This window comes from Staphylococcus roterodami, assembly GCA_022493055.1.
In the GTDB taxonomy this organism is placed as follows: domain Bacteria; phylum Bacillota; class Bacilli; order Staphylococcales; family Staphylococcaceae; genus Staphylococcus; species Staphylococcus singaporensis.
This window is the reverse complement of record CP092781.1, coordinates 239955-257047: the sequence shown is the minus strand read 5'-3', so window position 1 is coordinate 257047 and position 17093 is coordinate 239955. Positions and strand designations below refer to the sequence as shown.

General features: G+C 33.0%; 14 protein-coding genes. All 14 read right to left on the bottom strand.

Going from position 1 to position 17093, the window contains the following annotated elements:
- Positions 1–2: 2 nt before the first annotated feature.
- Positions 3–1757, bottom strand: coding sequence for a sensor histidine kinase (locus tag ML436_01065; protein UMT78378.1), 1755 nt, complete (start codon positions 1755–1757; stop codon positions 3–5).
- 343 nt (positions 1758–2100) lie between these two features.
- Positions 2101–3825 carry a poly(ribitol-phosphate) beta-N-acetylglucosaminyltransferase gene (gene tarS / locus ML436_01060; GenBank protein UMT78377.1) on the bottom strand — a complete coding sequence of 575 codons (1725 nt, stop codon included), beginning with the start codon at positions 3823–3825 and terminating at the stop codon, positions 2101–2103.
- A gap of 32 nt (positions 3826–3857) precedes the next feature.
- Entirely contained in the window at positions 3858–5546 is a 1689-nt protein-coding gene (locus ML436_01055) for a CDP-glycerol glycerophosphotransferase family protein (protein ID UMT78376.1), read from the bottom strand.
- Between the two features lie 21 nt (positions 5547–5567).
- On the bottom strand, positions 5568–6593 hold the full coding sequence (locus ML436_01050; GenBank protein UMT78375.1) for a ribitol-5-phosphate dehydrogenase: 1026 nt from the start codon (positions 6591–6593) through the stop codon (positions 5568–5570).
- Positions 6586–7302, bottom strand: coding sequence for a D-ribitol-5-phosphate cytidylyltransferase (locus tag ML436_01045; protein UMT78374.1), 717 nt, complete (start codon positions 7300–7302; stop codon positions 6586–6588). Before ML436_01045 ends, ML436_01050 begins: the two co-directional genes overlap by 8 nt.
- A gap of 278 nt (positions 7303–7580) precedes the next feature.
- Entirely contained in the window at positions 7581–8750 is a 1170-nt protein-coding gene (locus ML436_01040; protein UMT78373.1) for a CDP-glycerol glycerophosphotransferase family protein, read from the bottom strand.
- A gap of 423 nt (positions 8751–9173) precedes the next feature.
- Positions 9174–10868 carry a CDP-glycerol glycerophosphotransferase family protein gene (locus ML436_01035; GenBank protein UMT78372.1) on the bottom strand — a complete coding sequence of 565 codons (1695 nt, stop codon included), beginning with the start codon at positions 10866–10868 and terminating at the stop codon, positions 9174–9176.
- Positions 10869–10889: 21 nt separating this feature from the next.
- Complete coding sequence (locus tag ML436_01030) at positions 10890–11915, bottom strand: alcohol dehydrogenase catalytic domain-containing protein (GenBank protein ID UMT78371.1); 1026 nt, start codon at positions 11913–11915, stop codon at positions 10890–10892.
- Positions 11908–12624 carry a D-ribitol-5-phosphate cytidylyltransferase gene (locus tag ML436_01025; protein ID UMT78370.1) on the bottom strand — a complete coding sequence of 239 codons (717 nt, stop codon included), beginning with the start codon at positions 12622–12624 and terminating at the stop codon, positions 11908–11910. The genes ML436_01030 and ML436_01025 overlap by 8 nt, the downstream gene beginning before the upstream one ends.
- A 504-nt stretch (positions 12625–13128) precedes the next feature.
- Positions 13129–14172: a galactitol-1-phosphate 5-dehydrogenase gene (locus ML436_01020; GenBank protein ID UMT78369.1), complete on the bottom strand. Its 1044-nt coding sequence runs from the start codon at positions 14170–14172 to the stop codon at positions 13129–13131.
- 23 nt (positions 14173–14195) lie between these two features.
- Entirely contained in the window at positions 14196–14342 is a 147-nt protein-coding gene (locus ML436_01015) for a hypothetical protein (GenBank protein ID UMT78368.1), read from the bottom strand.
- A 13-nt stretch (positions 14343–14355) separates the two neighbouring features.
- Positions 14356–15399 carry a zinc-binding dehydrogenase gene (locus tag ML436_01010; GenBank protein ID UMT78367.1) on the bottom strand — a complete coding sequence of 348 codons (1044 nt, stop codon included), beginning with the start codon at positions 15397–15399 and terminating at the stop codon, positions 14356–14358.
- Positions 15400–15416: 17 nt separating this feature from the next.
- Positions 15417–16676: a PTS galactitol transporter subunit IIC gene (locus ML436_01005; GenBank protein UMT78366.1), complete on the bottom strand. Its 1260-nt coding sequence runs from the start codon at positions 16674–16676 to the stop codon at positions 15417–15419.
- A gap of 117 nt (positions 16677–16793) precedes the next feature.
- Entirely contained in the window at positions 16794–17072 is a 279-nt protein-coding gene (locus ML436_01000) for a PTS sugar transporter subunit IIB (protein UMT78365.1), read from the bottom strand.
- Positions 17073–17093 lie beyond the last annotated feature (21 nt).

The window sequence follows — 17093 nt, the reverse complement described above, 5'->3', positions numbered from 1 at the left end:
ATTTATTCCTCCTCTTGTCTTTCATAAGGAAGTACACACCAAAAAGTGGTACCGCTTGATGTCGATTCAAATTGTAATGCTGCGGACTTTCCAAATAATCCTTTTAGGCGTAAGTTTAAGTTTTCTAAAGCACTACCAGTTCCGGATTCTGATTCTACAGATGTTTCTCCCAACAAATGCATTTTATCTTTAGAAATACCTTGTCCATTATCTTGCACTATAATGCAAACATGTGACGCATTTTCTTTAATAACAGACACATCAATGTCGTTGCCTTGTTTTCGATTCGTAAACGCATGTTTGATGGCATTTTCAACTAAAATTTGAATTAAAAATGGTGGTACAAGAACGTGACGATATCGCTCCTCAACATTAATGTTAATGTTGAATCGTCCTGGGTATCTCGCTTGTTCCAACGATAAGTATGAGCGAACTTGACTCAACTCTTTGTCCAAAGTAATTGTATGTTGCTTTGAACCCTGTAAATTTGCTCGGAAAAAGTAACTCAGTTCTAATAATAATTCACGTGCCTTTTCACTATTAATCCTAACTAATGCAGAAATGGTATTGATTGAATTGAAGAAAAAGTGTGGGCTAACTTGTGCTTGTAATGATTTAATTTCCGCATCTTTCAATAATTTACTTTGTGTTTCTGCTTCACCTAGTTCAATTTGACTACTAAAAATATTAGCTAAACCTTCAGCTAGTTGACGCTCAACGAATGTTAAATCATTAGGATTAGTAAAGTACATTTTCAAAGTACCAACAATTGAACCATGCATCTCAAGTGGTATTACAATGGCAGCTCTAAGCGGGCAATTAGGATGGCTACAGCCAATTTCTTCTCTAGTGTGCACTTCTTTTAAGCGCCCCGATTTCAATACATCTTTAGATAAGCTCGTTAATATTTCATTAGTTGGAATGTGATGATCACTACCTGCACCAACATGAGATAAAATTTCATTTTTACTAGTAATCGCTACTGCAGATACTTTCATTAAATCTTTGATAATCATGGCAATTTGCTGAGCTGATTCTCTATTTAAACCTTCTTTAAAATAAGGTAATGTTTGATTCATCAATTGCAACACGTCATGGGTTTGCACGGCTTTCATTTGTTCTTCTTGTTTCAAAGTTGAAATAATAATAGACATGAATATAGCTGTACCCACGCTATTCACTATAATCATAGGTAAAGCGATTAATGAAATAAGTTCAATCGCATATGCTTTGTCATGTGAAAATGTTAAGATACTCAACATTTGAATGACTTCCATAAAAATACCAATCATAGCACTTTTCGCGATACTTGGATAACGTTTACGTCTCTGTGCTTGTAAACCATAATATCCAGCGATAATACCGATAAACAATGAAGAAATTAAATAAACTTGTGCATCAGCACCACCCATATAAACTCTAAAAATCCCTGAAATAATACCTACAAATAGACCTACAAAGGGACCGCCGACTAAACCTGCGACACCAATCGTTAACACACGTGTATTGGCTAAAGATACATCATCATCTAAGCGAAAATACACGCTACCAGATAAACTATGCTGATGATCTATGACTATGCCAGTTAAATTGGACATTAAGGCAAATAGACTAAAAATGATGCATAACTGCCAACGTGCTTTCCATGTACGTCGACGATTCATTAAGTTTTTAAAATATGGAATATTCATCAACACATAGGCCAAAATAATAATTAAACCTACACGCTCAAGTAATAACATTGTTAGCGATAGCACGATAGCACCTCAGTGAATTTTTAATTATGTTTATTTTATCACAATAGTACATGTAAAATTCATGAATAAATTATTAAAAAAATGCGCTAACGTTTAATTAACATTATTACTACAATTTGACATCATTTCTTATTATAAAACGGTATTTTACATCAAATAATTATTATAGATTTCACCATATCTGTTTCGATGCCAAGAAAACTGCTGACATGATTTTGCCAACAGTTTTTGTATGTCTTTAATTTAATTGATTTGATTACACATTTAAGCTTTCCACTCAAAACAAAGCCCTCAAATCATTGTGTATTATGGTTTGGGTCCACAATGATTTGAGGGAACTTTGTTATTTGTTTATTTGATATGTTACATGTGCTGTGTTTAATTTTATGATATTTTTGAAGTCGCGTTTTTTAATATCTTCGCTGAGTAGGATTTCCACTTCGTTGTCTGACGTTTGGCTTAACATTCCCATCACCATGTCGTCTTTTAAGACAACGCTAGCCATACCTTCTTCAAATACATAACCTCTATCAATACCGGTTAAGATAATTTTATTTTTACCTTTTAACTTCATTGATATTGAATCAGCTAACGTAATAGCAGTAAAGTATAATGAAATGTTATTAAAGTCTTTAGTGAAATAAGGTGTTAATCTATAAAAATCATTGTTCAAATGTATTAATGCACTTGTTTCAGCAGTATATGCATATTTATTACGTTGATTTCCAACACGAACCTCAAATACTTCAGTACCTATTTGGACTTCTAAGAAAACATCCCAAATTTTTTCCTTAGGTAAATACGCTTTAATGTCTTCTAACATGATGTTAAAACGATATTGTTTATTCGCATTAACACTTAAAGGTACATACATTGTATGTTTCTTGTTTCGTGAATGTAACTTAAGTCTGACATCATAATGTCCTTCGCCTATCATAAATTCATTTAATGTTAGCTCTGTAACGATTTTATGGTTATCAAATTTAAAGGCTGTCATTTTAACTTTCGGTTTAGCAATATCGATACCTTCAAAGAATGGTTCACCTTCATTGAATTGAATATTTAATTTGCCATCTACTATATCAAAATGATAATACTGCCCTTGACGATAACTTTCTTCTACAGTTCTATAATTATCGATATCTTTGGCTCTCGCATAGTGTAATAATGGGCGTAATTTGCTTAACACTAAGGCATCTACGCGTTCAGGTACTGCTTGTATAAAATCACCTAACGCATTAATCCATTGTGGTTGGTCTTCCAACTTAACTTTAAGTGAAAAACCATTCGTACGTGAAAAACTAAAATGACGATTTAAAAATTCTGCTAAGATTTGATCTTTATGTGATTCTTCTAAATCAGCGTTTAAAATTTCTAATGTAATCAATCGCATAACTTCATAAAAGTCTTCTGGTGAAACATATGCACTACTCATATGTTCCCCTTCACGCTTTGTAGCATAGTAATACGCTTTATCACTTAATACACTAATTCGATTCGCATTTAAATATGCTTTCATCGTAAATAATTGATCTTCTGCGCTCTTTAATTCTTCTGGGAAATAAATGTCATTATCTTTTAGTAAAGCTGTTCTATAGATTTTGGTTGGGCTTAAAGTATAGATAATTCTTGAATTTAACAAAGTGACTTCCGGTGCTGTTTCTTTAAACATTGATTGTGGTACTCCACGACCATTGACACCTTTCATTTTAATCAATAATACATCAGAGTGATGTTCATCAATAAATGCTGCTGCATCTTTCAATGTCTCTTTGTTAATGTAGTCATCAGAATCCACAAATAATACAAATTCACCTTCTGCTTGTCTTAACGCCACATTTCTCGGTTTACCTGGACCGCCTGAATTTGTTTCGAGTTGACTTACTTTCATGTTCAGTTTATTACGATACTTTTCAACTATTTGTAACGTTTGATCTGTTGAACAGTCATCAACGACAATCACTTCAAAATCAGTTTTCGGAAAATCTTGTTTCGCAAGGCTGTTTAGCAATTCTGTTATATATTTTTCTGAATTGTATGTCGGAACTATTACTGAAAATTTTACCATTATACCTCTCCCACTGTGACCACTATATAAACTTAGCTACCAAATAAATTTCTAACTAAACGTTCACTTGAGCGGCCATCTTGATATTTAAAATGTTTATCTAAGAACGGAATAACTTTTTCTCCTTCATAATCTTCATTATCCAAGGCATCCATCAATTCATCAAATGATTGTACAATTTTACCTGGAACAAATGATTCATATGGTTCATAGAAATCACGCGTCGTAATGTAATCTTCTAAATCAAATGCGTAGAAAATCATTGGCTTTTTAAATACTGCATATTCATATATTAAAGATGAGTAGTCACTAATTAATAAATCTGTTATAAACAGTATATCATTAACTTCTCTAAAGTCAGAAACATCAACAAAATATTGTTTATGCTTGTCTGCAATATTAAGTCTATTTTTTACAAACGGATGCATTTTAAATAATACAACCGCGTTATTTTTCTCACAGTATCTCGCTAAACGTTCGAAATCTATTTTGAAAAATGGATAGTGTGCTGTACCATGACCACTACCTCTGAATGTTGGTGCGAAAAGAATGACTTTTTTACCTTTAATAATTGGTAATTCATCTTCCATCTCTTGTCTAATTTGTTTCGCATAAGCTTCATCAAATAGTACGTCTGTACGAGGTACACCAGTAGGCACTACATTTTTCTCTTTAATGCCAAATGCTTCAGCGTAAAATGGAATATCGGTTTCTGATGATACATAAGCTTTTGTATAGCTACGATGATTTAAAGAATCTATGAATGGTCCACCTTTTTTACCAGTACGGCTAAAGCCGACTGTTTTAAAGGCACCAACTGCATGCCATACTTGAATAACCTCTTGAGAACGTCTGAAACGCACTGTATAAATCAATGGATGGAAGTCATCAACAAAGATGTAATCTGCTTTACCAAGCAAATATGGCAATCTAAATTTGTCGATAATACCACGTCTATCTGTAATATTTGCTTTAAATACAGTGTGAATATCATACTTTTTATCTAAATTTTGACGTAACATTTCATTATAGATGTATTCAAAGTTACCAGACATCGTTGGTCTAGAGTCTGATGTGAACAACACCGTATTCCCTTTTTTTAAATGGAAAAACTTCGTCGTATTAAATATCGCTTTAAAAATAAATTGTCTCGTATTAAATGATTGTTTGCGGAAATACTTACGCAATTCTTTATATTTGCGAACGATATAAATACTTTTTTCTTCCGGTGTTGTTACAACAACATCAAGGACGAATTCGTTAACATCGCTAGAAATTTCAGGTGTCACAGTATAAACCGTTTTCTTTGAAATGCCGCCTTTTCTAAATTCTTTTAGGTAAGTCTGCAATAAGAAGTTGATTTTACCATTTTGTGTTTCTAATTCGTTGTATTGTTCTTCTTGTTCTGGCTTTAAATTTTGATATGCATCGTTAATCACATCTGGATTTAACTGTGCTATATAATCAAGTTCTTGCTCATTAACTAATAAATACTTATCTTCAGGTAAGTAATAACCATTGTCTAAGATAGCTACATTGAAACGACAAACGAATTGATTACCATCAACTTTGATATCATTTGCCTTCATTGTGCGTGTCTCAGTTAAATTTCTTAATACAAAATTGCTATCTTTTAAATCTAGGTTTTCACTATGTCCTTCAACGAATAATTGAACACGTTCCCAATAGATTTTATCTATATATATCTTACTTTTAACCAACGTTAATTCATCCTTTTCTATTTACATAATCCATTTTAGTACTGTTTTACCCCAAGATGTAGATAAGTCTGCTTCAAAAGCTTCTGTTAAATCATTAATTGTCGCAATCTCAAACTCTTGACCTTTTAACAGTGCTAATTTATCTACGATATCTGGGTATTTAATGTATAAGTCTACAACATCTTGGAAATCTTTTGATCCGCTTCGGCTGCTACCAATCAATGTTAAACCTTTTTCTAACACAAGACGTGTATTAACTTCAACTGGGAACTCACTTACACCTAATAAAGCAATACTGCCCTCTGGTGAAATGTAATCAATCATCTGATTAATTGCTGATTGACTACCACGCCCGCCAACACATTCAAATGCATGATCAAATGTTAAGCCTTCAGGTATTTTGTTAATATAGAAGACATCATCAACAAATGAGAAGTGGCTCAATTTATAATCTGTCTTACCAAAGACATAAATTTTAGACTCTGGATATAATTTACGCAGTAAAATAGCTGTGATATAGCCTAAGTTTCCGTCTCCCCAAATACCAAATGTATTTTTGTTGGAAATAGATTTCTTTTCAAATCGACGGATGGCATGTAGGCTAACTGTCACAAGTTCTGTGTATGAAATGATACTTAAATCAATATCGTCGGGTAGCGGGACAGCTCTATCATGATTTAGCAATACGAAATCTTGCATGAAGCCATCATGACCACTTGATCTGAAATAACTTGATTTCAAATAGTTTTCAGCAATGACATCGTCTGTTTCTGTTGGCGTATTAGGTACCATAACAACTTTCGTGCCCTTATTGAATATACCTTTACTATCAAATACTACTTCTCCTACACCTTCATGAATTAAAGACATTGGTAGTTTTTGCGATAAAACATTTTCATCACGGCTACCTGTGTAGTATCTTTGATCGGCAGCACAAATTGACATATATAAAGGACGTACAATGACATAATCACTGTAAATATCTACGTTGTTATACGTAACTTCAAATTGTCTAGGTGCAACTAATTGATATACTTGATTAATCATCGGCAATACCACCTCGAATAATAGCGTTAGCTACTTTTAAATCATACGGTGTTGTTACTTTAATATTATATAATTCACCTTTTACAAGACGTACCGGTTTGTTTGTTTCAACAATAATTTTACATGCATCAGATAAGATACTCTTTTGCTCATCACTTAACTGCGCATAGCTTTCTTTTAATAAATTAATATTGAATGATTGTGGTGTTTGACCTTGATACATTTCATTACGCACTGGAATGGCATCAATTGTTTGATTATCTTTAGATGTAACAATTGTATCGATAGCATCAATAACTGTATCTACCGCGCCATACTCTAATGCAGCTTGAATATTTTCTTTAATAATACGATGCGTTAAAAATGGTCTTACTGCATCGTGCGTTACAATAACGTCATCCTCATTTACACCGTTTGTAGATTCAATGTGCTTAACGATATTCATAATTGTATCGTTACGATCACTACCACCTTGAATCACTTCAATTCTCTCATCAGAAATTTTGAATTTTCTAAGTGTATCTTTTGTATGCGTCATCCATTGTTGTGGTGTCGCAATAATAATTTTTTCAAAGTCATTAATTAAAATAAATTTTTCTAAAGTATGGATTAAAATAGGTTTGTTATCTAAATCTAAAAATTGTTTAGGTAAAGGTACATTACCCATTCTTGAACCTATACCCCCAGCTAGAATACCAGCGTATTTCATAAAATACTTCCTCCATTCAACTATATCTATATTTAATTATTTAAAATTCATTTCCTATTTTTTGTGATAACTCGTTTTTAAAATCAAAATTTTAAGTGTCAATGTAAAACATAAAATTACACACATTTTGCTTATATTTTAGCATATTTTGTTTAAGTCTATATTACAACATATCAGACGTTTTTATACACAAATAATAACACACAAGCAAACATTTCGTTTATTATTTATATCACTAAACCAATTAATTTATAATGTTTTATTGTTTTTTTACGGAATCACTTAAAAAGTGTTTGGCAAATTCGCTGCGATGCATATCCATCTTCTAATGAACAATATTTTTGATAAAAAGCTGTTCGTGCTGCAACATAATCATTAGCTGTTATATCTATATGTTTTAATGTCTCAATAAGTGCTGCTTGATTTTCAACAATAGGACCAGGCAACTCTTTCTTATAATCCATATAAAATCCTCTGAGTTCATCGCCATATTTTTCTAAATCATAAGCATAGAAAATTTGTGGGCGCTTTAAAACACCATAGTCAAACATAACAGATGAATAGTCTGTTATTAGTACATCACTAATCAAATACAAATCAGAAATATCTTCATAATCCGAGACATCTTTCACGAAATCATCATGCTCGTCTACACGAGTCACAACTAAATAATGCATGCGTAATAAAATGACATAATTATCATCCAGCGCTTGACGTAAAGCTTCGATATCAAAGTTAACATTAAATTGATATGAACCTTCTCGAATGGCTTCATCATCACGCCAAGTTGGCGCATACATAATTATTTTTTTGTCTAAAGGTATATTTAAACGCATCTTTATACGATTAATATATTCAGTATCATTTTGTTTATGTGTTAATTTGTCATTACGTGGATAACCCGTTTCCAATATTTTATCTCGGTTAACATGAAATGCATGTTGAAATATGTCTGTTGAATACGGATTAGGTGATACTAAGTAGTCCCAACGTTGACTTTCCTTTTTAAAATCATCTTGATATGCCGTTGTCGTTGTACCTAGCATTTTCACATTACTAATATCCAAACCAATTTTTTTCAGTGGTGTACCGTGCCAAGTCTGTAAATACGTTGTTTGAGGTCCTTTATATAACCAATCTGGGGTACGTGTATTAATCATCCACGCTTTCGCTCTTGGCATCGTTAAAAACCATTTCATCGAAAACTTTGTAACATATGGCACATTGTTTTGTTTGAATATACTTTCATATCCTTTTTTGACACCCCAAACTAATTGCGCGTCACTATGTTCAACTAAATACTCATATAACGCTTTAGGATTATCACTATATTGTTTACCATGAAAGCTTTCAAAATAAATTAGATTTTTATTTGGCAATTTTGATAGTAATTTAAAACTCGTATGTATACAACGTTCAATCATTTTTTTAATTATAGTTTTAATCATGTCGTACCTCCGACGTGTCTTTGTTAATAATATTATTAATACGTTTATGCAAACCTGTTGCAATTTATGCCTATTATAGCATTTCATTATAAATTTCTTTTAACCATTACACTCGTCGCTAGAAATTATACGAAATACATGATTAATGTTTCACTTTAACATAACAAAAAATCGTTATCCATTCATAAAGTATATGTCTATACAAAAATGAACTAGATAACGATTGGATTGGTTATTTTATTTTTTAAAAATGACAATTCAGTTGGAAGTGATAGATTTTTTGATTGAATCACCTTGTACATGAAAATAGGTAATTCTCATCACATAGGTCTGCTTCTCATGACATAATGTGCTCTTCATTGTCATCAGCATACTTTCTGAAAACTATGCCTTATTTCAAACTTAGACGAAATGTATTACCACTTAGCGTCTGAATAAGTCTTTGACTAAACGTTCACTTGAGCGACCATCTTGATATTTAAAATGTTTATCCAAGAATGGTACAACCTTTTCCGCTTCATAATCTTCATTATCTAAAGCATCCATCAAGGCATCAAATGATTGCACAATTTTACCCGGAACAAATGATTCATATGGTTCATAGAAGTCACGCGTCGTAATGTAGTCTTCTAAATCAAATGCGTAGAAAATCATTGGCTTTTTAAATACTGCATATTCATATATTAATGATGAATAATCACTAATCAATAAATCTGTGACAAAGAGTATATCGTTAACTTCTCGATAATCTGAAACATCTACAAAGTATTTACGATGTGCCCGTGAAATATTCAATCTATTTTTAACAAATGGATGCATTTTAAATAATACAACCGCGTTATTCTTCTCACAGTATCTTGCTAAACGTTCAAAATCTATTTTGAAAAATGGATAATGTGCTGTACCATGACCACTACCTCTAAATGTTGGAGCAAAAAGAATGACTTTTTTATCTTTAATAATTGGCAATTCTTCTTCCATTTCTTGTTTAATTTGTTTCGCATAAACTTCATCAAATAATACATCTGTACGTGGCACGCCTGTTGGCACAACATTTTCTTCCTTAATACCAAACGCTTCAGCGTAAAATGGAATATCCGTTTCTGATGACACATACGCTTTTGTATAGCTACGATGATTTAACGAGTCTATAAATGGACCGCCTTTTTTACCAGTACGACTAAATCCAACTGTTTTAAAAGCACCAACTGCATGCCATACTTGAATAATTTCTTGTGATGGTCTAAAACGCACGGTATAAATCAATGGATGGAAATCATCAACAAAGATGTAATCTGCTTTACCAAGTAAATAAGGTAATCTGAATTTATCTTTCCAATTACGTCTGTCTGTTATGTTTGCCTTAAATACCGTCTTTATATCATAATCATAGTCTACTTTTTGGCGTAGCAATTCATCATATACATATTTAAAGTTCCCAGACAAATTCGGTCTTGAATCTGATGTGAATAATATCGTCTTACTTTTTTTAATATGAAGTAATTTTGTAATATTGAAAATAGCTTTGAATAAAAAGCTACGACTTTCAAATGAGGCTTTATGTCCTTGTTTATGGATCCAGTGTGCGCCTGTCGCTATCATTCCTGATTTTTCTTGTGGAAAAGTAATCTGAATATCGAATACAAATTCATTTACATCACTCGCTATTTCCGGAGTAATTGTGTAAACCGTATGCTGTGATACGCCACCTTTACGAAATACTTTAGCTTCATTGGCTAATAAATAATTGATTTTCCCATTTTGCGTCGTCAGCTCATCATATTCTTCAATCTGTTCCTCATTTAAAGATGCGTGGGCTTGATCAATAATATTTGGATTTAGTTGTCCAATGTAATCTAATTGTTCATGATAGATAAATAAATATTTATCCATAGGTAAATAGTAACCATCGTCTAAAATCGCAACATTAAATCTACATTTAAATGCATTGCCATCTATAACTGTTTCATTTGCTTCTAACGTCTTCGTCTCAGTTAAATTTCTTAGTACAAATTGTCCAGCATTAAAATCGATACCTTCACTATGTCCTTCAATATATAACTGCACACGTTCCCAATATATTTGGTCAATATGTATTGCTTGTTTCATTTTTGTCATTGTCATTCCCCCATAGGTTTGTTAAATCGTCCATTTCAACACTGTTTTTCCCCAAGATGTCGATAAATCCATTTCAAATGCTTGAACGATATCTTGCATCGTACGTACATCGATTTCATGTCCTTTTAACAGCGCTAATTTTTCAACGATATCTGGATATTTACGATATAAATCAACTACTTGCTCGAAATCTTCAGAACCGCTTCGACTACTACCAATTAGTGTTAAGCCTTTTTCAAGCACTAAACGTGTATTTACTTCTACAGGTAATTCACTCACACCTAGCAAAGCAATACTGCCTTCTGGTGAAATGTGCTCGACGATTTGTTGAAGTGCAACTTGGCTACCTTTGCCCCCAACACATTCAAATGCGTGGTCAATCATTAAATCATGTGGTATTTGATTTACTGTATAAACTTCATCTACAAATGAAAAATGACTTAATTTGTAGTCCGTCTTACCAAATACATAAATTTTAGCTTCTGGATATAACTTACGAAGCAAAATAGCTGTAATATAACCTAAGTTGCCATCGCCCCATATACCAAAACTATTTTTCAATGGAATAGATTTACGTTCAAATCGTTGAATGGCATGATAACTCACTGAAACTAATTCTGAGTACGAAATCGTACTTAAATCGATATCCTCAGGTAATGGAACAACTCGATCATGCGCCATGACTACATAATCTTGCATAAAACCATCATAACCACTTGATCTAAAATAACTAGAAGTTAAATAGTTTTCAGCTATAACATCATGTTGTTCTGTAGGCGTATTAGGTACCATAACTACTTTCGTACCTTTTTCAAATAATCCTTTACTATCAAATACGACTTCTCCAACGGCTTCATGGATTAATGACATTGGCAATTTTTGTCGCAATACATTTTCATCTCTACGACCTGTGTAATATCTTTGATCTGCTGCACAAATTGACATGTACAGCGGTCGAACAATGACGTGGTTGCCATATATATCAACATTATTATATGTAACATCAAATTGTCTCGGTGCAACGAGTTGGTATACTTGATTAATCATCGGCAATATCACCTTGAATAATGGCGTTTGCTACTTTTAAATCATATGGTGTTGTCACTTTAATATTGTATAATTCACCACGTACTAACTTAACTGCATGACCTGATTCGACAATTATTTTACATGCGTCTGAAAGTATTTCTTTTTGAGCATCACTTAAGGCTTCATAACTCTCTTGTAATAGTTTAATGTTAAAAGATTGTGGTGTTTGACCTTGATACATTTCATTGCGTACTGGAATACTGTGTATATGTTCTTTATCTTTAGACATCACAATTGTATCAATAGCTTCAATTACCGTATCTACGGCACCATGTTCTACAGCCACTTGAATATTTTCTTTAATAATGCGTTGTGTTAAAAATGGTCTTACTGCATCATGTGTCACAATCACATCGTCATCATTAATACTATGATTATTGCGTATGTGCTCAATGATATTCATAATTGTTTCATTACGATCTGTACCACCTGCAACGACTTTGACGCGTTCATCATTAATACTATGTTTCTTTAAAATATCTTGTGTATGTGAAATCCACTGTGCTGGCGTCGCGATAATTATCTCTTTAAAATCATTTACTAAAATAAACTTCTCAATTGTATGGATTAAAATCGGTTTATTATCTATATCCAAAAATTGTTTTGGCAATGGGACATTTCCCATTCTTGAGCCAATGCCTCCTGCTAAAATACCTGCATAAATCATGTTGTCCTCCATTCTGTCATTACATCATTTTTCATCAAACATTATCTACTATCTATTCTTGATTTAATTCAGTACATGATTTACCGTATCTCATCATTTTGTATTACGACATAGTTGTCACAATAGTGTGATAATTTTTGATAAAAATAATAATTTTGTAACTGACAATTCTAAGTTGTTATGTCGTGCAGTTAATTATTAACGCTGACGATATTACATAGTTCATAAAGCTCATGCTTATTTATTTCAAAATCATTATTACTGCCTTCATTTTAACATATATTATAATAAATTTATCTTATTATACGGCGATGCCACATTTTCAGCATTAAAAATATAGAAAACGTCATATTTAGAAACTTATTTTACATAGAATGAACCGATTCACAAGTATATGTGTTATACAAGTAAACCGGCTGTTTTAAATTAATACTTCGTCAAAAGTTAACCTTAAATATGTTTTTATAATTCTTACATAATAGATATCGCATCAAATTATAGTTTTCAATATATAGTAAACATCACTTTATCAAACGCTTCTTTTTTGTTTACTAGCTTATCAAATGTTTCTGGTCCTTTTTCTAAAGGTAAATAATGTGAAATTATTGGCTTAACATTTATATCTTTCGTGGCCATGTAATTTAATGTTGCTGACCACTCTCGTCCTGGGAAATGACTAGACAAACCGTTCCATGAACCATATACCGTTAATTCGTTACGTAGAATTTTTTCAAAGTGTACTCTTTCAATATCAATATCATCATAAGGAATGCCTAATAATACTACTTCGCCACCTTTTTTGGGTAACGTCAGTATTTGACCAATTGTTACTTTTGCACCAGAAGATTCTATCGCTAAATCGATTTGGTTTGCGTAATTATCTTCAATAAATGCCTCAAGGTCTACATCTTTCGAATTGATTGTTTGATGTGCACCTAACGATTTCGCAATATCTAATTTATGAGCATCTATATCTATAGCAATGATATGTGTAGCACCGAAAATGCGTGCCCATTGAATCGCTAACAATCCTATGCTGCCACATCCCATCACTGCAACTGTCATCCCTGGTTTTAAATTCGTCTTATAAAATCCATGAGCTACAACTGCTGAAGGTTCGATCATTGCCGCTTCAATAAAATCAACATTTTCAGGTACCTTTATAATATTTTGTGCAGGTAATTTCACGTACTCCGCAAATGATCCAGGTTCATAAGAACCTATAACATATAGCTGTTCACATCGTGAAAATTCACCTTTCAAACAAAAATCACATTCATAACAAGGTATTGCTGGACACCCAGTTACCTTATCACCAACTTTTACATGCGTAACATTACTACCAATTGCTTCTACAACTCCTGAAAATTCGTGACCAAATGGCATACCTTTAATATATGGTCCCATCTTTTTATAACGTGATGTGTCTGAACCACAAATACCTGTTGCTCTAACTTTAACAACGACATCATTCGATTCCTCAATGTCTGGTTCGATACAATCCTCATATCTTAAATCTTCCACACCATATAACTTCAAAGCTTTCACTTGTAAATCACCTCAAATTTGATTTAATTCACAACTTTTTTCTTTTTAAAAATACCTGTTGCAAAATAACCTGCAATGACGATGGAATTACTTACAAGTAAATGTTCCATATAAAAATCAGTAATTTGTCTCAATGGTCCAAGCATAAATGTTAACATCGTTTCAACCATATTGATTCACTCCTTAATTGTTATCTAAATCGAGTGGTTTTAGTAGTGCTTTAATTCCCTCACCAGATTTTAAATGATGATAAGCGTCATCCCACTGTGAAATGTCATATACATTTGTCACTAATGCTTCAGCATCCACTAATCCATCTGCCATCAGTTGTAATGAAGGTTCCCAATCAGCAGGCTTTTGACTTCTACTACCGACAACTGTTAATTCTTTTTGGATCACTTTTTCCATATCAAATGGGATTTCAGCATCTTTAAAGATACCAATTTGGCTATATGATCCTTTTTTGCGTAAAATATCTAAACCTTGCCGTGCTGCTGGTACTGCGCCTGAACATTCAACAACAACGTCTGCACCGTAACCATCCGTCAGATTATCGATATATGTTTTTAAATCTGTTTGTTGCAAATTAACAACATAATCCATTTGTAATTGTTCAGCTTTATCTAACCTTACTTTGTCATTATCTAAACCCGTTACCACTACGATTGCACCTTTACTTTTCAATACTTGTGCTACAAGTAATCCTATTGGGCCAGGTCCCATCACCACTGCAACATCACCAGAATTTACTTGTATCTTTGAAACACCATGATGGGCACATGCTAATGGTTCAGTCATAGCCGCAGATTGGTACGATACTGTATCCGGTATATGATGCAAACTTTCTTCACGCGCAATCACATAGTTTGTAAATGCACCATCAACTTGTGTCCCAATACCTTTTCGATGATTACATAAGTTGTAATCTTTTGTTTTACAATACTCACATTCGTTACAAACATAAAATGTCGTCTCAGATGTCACACGATCACCAACTTTAAAATCTTTAACATCTTCGCCAACTTCAATAATTTCACCAGAAAATTCATGTCCTAATGTTACTGGGAAATTAACTTTATAATGTCCTTCAAACGTATGAATATCTGTACCGCAAATTCCTGCATAATGTACTTTAATTTTCACTTTATCATCTAGCGGTGTTGCCACTTCTTTATCAAGAAGTTCTAAGTTGCCATGTCCTTCTCTTGTTTTTACTAAAGCTTTCACCACAAACACCTCGATTTTTAATTAAATAAACTAAACAGTTTAAAAATAAGATAGTTAACAATGTTACCGCCTTGGTCAATACTTGAAATTTCAGATGAACCTTTAGGCATTTGTACATTAGTACCTTTCGCCATATCTGTGAAAATTGGTGCAACGTCTGTCGCAATATATAATGAAATAGCAATCATAATCGTACCTACAATAACAGAATGGATAATGTTACCTCTTGCTGCGCCAACGATAAATGCTACAACAAATGGAATCGTTGCTAAGTCACCAAATGGTAGTACTTGGTTCCCTGGCAAAATGACTGCTAACAATACAGTGATGGGAACTAAAATTAATGCTGTCGAAATAACTGCTGGATGACCTAAGGCTACTGCTGCATCCAAACCAATATAAATTTCACGTTCGCCAAAGCGTTTATTCAACCATGTTCTTGCAGATTCTGATACAGGCATTAAACCTTCCATTAAGATTTTTACCATTCTAGGCATTAACACCATAACCGCTGCCATTGACATTCCTAAATTTATAACGTCTCCAGGTTTATAACCTGCTAACACGCCAATTCCCAATCCTAAAATCAAACCAACAAAAATTGACTCTCCAAAAGCACCAAATCGTTTTTGAATCGTTTCAGGATCTGCATCTAATTTATTCAGACCAGGAATTTTTTGTAATAATTTAACTAAGTAGATACCTGGTGCATAAGAGATTGTACTTCCTGTGGCAATCGATACACCTGGTAAATCAAAGAATTCACTCATCATTGGTGCTGTCCAATCTGCTACTTTTAAACAGATGACTTGGAAAATAACTGCTGCTAATAACGCTTGCCAAATACTACCTGATACCGCATATACCATTGCTGCTGTAAACGTGTAATGCCAAAAGTTCCAAATATCAACATTCATTGTTTTAGTCATTTTAGTTACTAGCAATACAACGTTGACTATAATGCCGAGTGGAATGATAAATGCTGCTACTGACGATGCCCATGCAATAGATGATGTTGCTGGCCAACCTACATCAATTACATTCAAACTGACACCTAAATTTTTAACCATTGACTGTGTAGCCGGTCCTAAATTTTTCACTAATAAATCGATGACTAAGAAAATCCCTACAAAAGCCACACCTATAGTTAAACCAGACCTGAATGCTGCTCCAATTTTTTGTCTGAAAAATAGTCCAAGTAAGAATATGACAACCGGTAAAATAACAGTTGCACCTAAATCTAAAAATCCCCTTACAAAATCAGTGAAGTAACTCATATCTAAACCCTCCCTGTTATATCTCTATACTTACGCTAAATTTGAATTGTGTTGGTTATTTATATGCAAATTGCATATAAATAAATGTCATTGACCATAATCACAAATCAATACTTGCTATTTTTGTAACTCTGTTAAAATTTGTTGCTTTGTTTCTTCAATGCCGATACCAGTTAAAAAATTACGTGCATTAATGACTGGGAATTTATATTCTTTCTTCGTCATAGCTGTTGTAACTAATAAATCCGCTGTATCTTCATAAGGTCCGACTTCCGTAATTTTGATTTGTTTAATATCTACTTTAATATTGTGTTCCTTTGCCATTTGCTCAATTGCGTTATTTACTACCGTTGATGTTGCAATACCTGCACCACATGCGACTAATACTTGTTTCATTTTCAATTCCTCCAGTTTAAT